This is a genomic window from Variovorax sp. 20P10.2.4 (assembly GCF_058244205.1).
Window position 1 is genome coordinate 1 of the sequence record NZ_JBZAYE010000762.1, and the last position, 3,141, is coordinate 3,141.

Consider the following 3,141-nt stretch of genomic DNA (forward strand, 5'->3'; position numbering starts at 1 on the left):
GTGATTTGACCCCCTCACGAGAACGAACGGAGACAGGACATGAAATCACTCGCGCGCCTGCGGGCGCTGCTCGGAGGGCTGCTGGCCGCGCTGTGCGCCGGCACCGCGGCCTGGGCCGCCCCCTACCCGGAACACCCCGTGCGCCTCGTCGTGCCCTACCCGGCGGGCGGCGCCACCGACGGCGCGATCCGGGTGCTGGCCGAGCGCCTCGGTGCCGCCTGGGGCCAGCCCGTCATCGTGGACAACCGGGCCGGCGCCTCGGGCCGGCTGGGCCTCGCGCTGGTGGCCAAGAGTCCGCACAGCTACAACTTCGTGGCCGCCACCAACTCGACCATCAGCGACGAGCTGACGCGCGGCGGCGATGGTTCCTTCCTGCTGGCGCGCGACCTCGTGCCCGTGGTCACCATCTTCACGACGCCGGTCGCGCTGTTGGTGCACACCGGCACAGGCGTCGACAGCATGGCGCAGTACATCGCGCTGGCGCAGCGGCGCCCGGGCGCCGTGAGCTTCGGCTCCAGCGGCGAGGGCACCAGCACCCACTTCTACGGCGAGCTGCTCAAGCGCGAGAGCCGCATCGACATCACGCACATTCCCTTCGCGGGAGAGGGGCCCAACCTCACGGAGCTGCTGGGCGGGCACATCCAGAGCGCCTTCCTCAGCGCCTCGGGCGCGAAGAAGGCGCAGCAGACCGGCAAGACGAAGATCCTCGCGATCACCACGCCCGGCGGCTCGATGCTGCTGCCCGGCGTTCCCAGCTTCACGCAGCTGGGCATCGCGGGACTCGACCGCGATTCGTGGGTTGGCCTGTTCGCGCCACTGGGCACGCCGCAGGCGGTGCGCGACGAGGTGGCGCGCGAGGTCCGCAAGGCCTTCGCCGCGCCCGAGGTGCGCGAGCGCTACGTGCAGCTCGGCCTGATCGCCGAGGGCGGAACGCCGCAGGAGCTCGAGCAGCGCGTGCAGGCCGACCGGGCCTACTGGACGCGCGTGGTGCAGGAGACGGGCATCAAGCTCAAGTAGCGCGGCGCCCGCACGGGCCTACCAGCGGTAGGTCGCCGTCGCCAGCACCTTGCGCGGCTCGCCGTAGTAACAGCTGCCCGAGCTGCAGTTCGCGACGTAGTTGCGGTTGCCGAGGTTGCGCAGGTTCAGCGCGAGGCTCCAGCGCTCGAAGTCGTAGCCCAGCAGCGCGTCGAACACGGTGTACGAAGGCACGGGCACCGGCGTGCTCTGCTGGTAGCCGCGGTTCGAACCCATGAAGCGCGCGCCCAGGCCGAGCTTCACGCCGTTGGCGAAGCGGTAGTCGGCCCACACCGAGAGCTGGTTGCGCGATACGGCCTGCATCTGCTTGCCGATCTCGCTGGGCGTGCTGCTGGCCGTGACCTCGGCCTTGGGCGTGTAGGTGTAGGCGGCCGTCACGTTCATGTGCGGCATGGGTTCAAACGAGGCCTCGAGCTCGAGGCCGCGCACCAGGATCTCGCCGGTCTGGCGCGGCGTGTAGTCGGCGTCGTAGGTGATGTAGTTCTGGCGCCGCAGGTCGAACACGGCGGCGCTGTACTTGTCCTTGCGGCCCACCGGCTGGTAGCGCACGCCCACCTCGTACTGGCGGCCGGTCTCGGGCTTTAGCGGCTGGTTGGTCTGCGGGTCGACCGTGACCGTGGGCGAGAACGACTCCGAATAGCTGAAGTAGGGCGCCCAGCCGCTCGGATGCAGGTAGACCAGGCCCGCGCGGCTGGTGAACTTGTGGTCGTCGATGCGCGTGGTCGAGCCGTCGATGTGGCTGAACGACACGGCGCGCGCGCTGTCGTAGCGGCCGCCCAGCGTGGCCACCCAGTCGCCCCACTTGATCTGGTCCTGCAGGTAGAAGCCGGTCTGCGACAGCGTGGTGCGCGCATCGAACCACGGGTCGGCGGTGGTGGTGAGGCCGGTGCTCAGCGGCAGGTAGCCGTCGATGTCGCTCACGGTGCCGCTGTTGGAGGTGCGCTGGTCGTTGCGCGAGCGCTGGTAGTCGAGGCCGACCAGCAGCGTGTGCTGCCAGTCGCCCCAGCGCAGCTTCGCCTGCAGCTGGTTGTCGATCGAGGCGATGCGCGCGGCCTCCTTGCTCGCGAACGGGAAGCGGCTCAGCACGCGGTAGTTGGCGGGGCTGTCCGGGTTGTCGGCATCGACGGTGACGAAGCTGGGCTGGTTGTAGACCTGCCCGTAGTCGACCTTGATCGAGCCGTAGCGCGCGTTCTGGCGAAAGCTCAGCGTGTCGTTCAGGCGATGCTCGAACAGGTAGCCGACCATCCACTGGTCCTGGTTGAAGCGGTCGAAGTTCGGGTCGCCGACGTAGGTCTTGCGCGAGAACTGGCCGTTGGGATTGGGCAGCAGGGTGCCGACCTCGGGAAAGCTGCCGTAGGAGCTGCCGTCGCGGATGCGCAGGTAGTGCGACAGCAGGGTCAGCGAGGTGTCGCCCGAGGGCTTCCAGGTCAGCGAGGGCGCGATGAAGCTGCGGTCGTTCGGCAGGCCGCTGGCCGGCAGGCTGGCATCGCGCAGCAGGCCCGTGAGGCGGTAGAGCAGCTTGCCTTCGGCATCGAGCGGGCCCGAGAAATCGCCCGCGATCTGGCGCCGCGCGTTGTCGCCGAACTGCAGCTGCAGCTCGCGCAGCGGCTGCGCGGTGGGGCGCTTGCTGACCACGTTGATCATGCCGCCCGGGCCGTTCTGGCCGTAGAGCACCGAGCTCGGGCCGCGCAGCACTTCCACGCGCTCGGTGCCGTAGCTCTCGGTCTGCCAGATGGCCCAGCCGTTGTTGTTGCGCAGCTGCAGGCCGTCGAGGTAGTAGCCGGGCGCCTGCGCATCGAAGCCGCGCAGGATGGTCCAGTCGAAGCGCGAGTCGGCGCCCCAGGGCGAGACGTTGATGCCCGGCGTGTAGGCCAGCGATTCCTTGAGCCGGGTGGCGCCCGTGGCCTCGATGAAGTCGGCGGTGACGACCGAGATCGATTGCGGCGTCTCGATGATCGGCGTGTCGGTCTTGCTGCCGGCGGTGGCGCGTCGCGCGATGTAGCCGGGCAGGTGGCTGGTGGCGGTCTCCTCGGTGCCGGCCGTGACCACGATCGGCGGCAGCGCGCCGGTGTCGCCGGCCGAGGCGCGCACCACGGTGAAGGCCGC

General features: G+C 69.8%; 2 protein-coding genes. One reads left to right on the forward strand and one right to left on the reverse strand.

The window, feature by feature from the left end:
• The first annotated feature begins 39 nt into the window (after window positions 1–39).
• Window positions 40–1,017, forward strand: coding sequence for a Bug family tripartite tricarboxylate transporter substrate binding protein (locus AC27VN_RS37070; RefSeq protein WP_490879874.1), 978 nt, complete (start codon window positions 40–42; stop codon window positions 1,015–1,017).
• Window positions 1,018–1,035: 18 nt separating this feature from the next.
• Here the strand turns inward: AC27VN_RS37070 and AC27VN_RS37075 are convergent.
• Window positions 1,036–3,141 (reverse strand): TonB-dependent siderophore receptor (locus AC27VN_RS37075; RefSeq protein WP_490879875.1); only part of this gene is annotated, 2,106 nt, incomplete at its 5' end.

Excerpts from the sequence above, each read along its gene's own strand:
- AC27VN_RS37070 (WP_490879874.1), top strand. The coding sequence starts at position 40 with ATGAAATCACTCGCGCGCCTGCGGGCGCTGCTCGGAGGGCTGCTGGCC.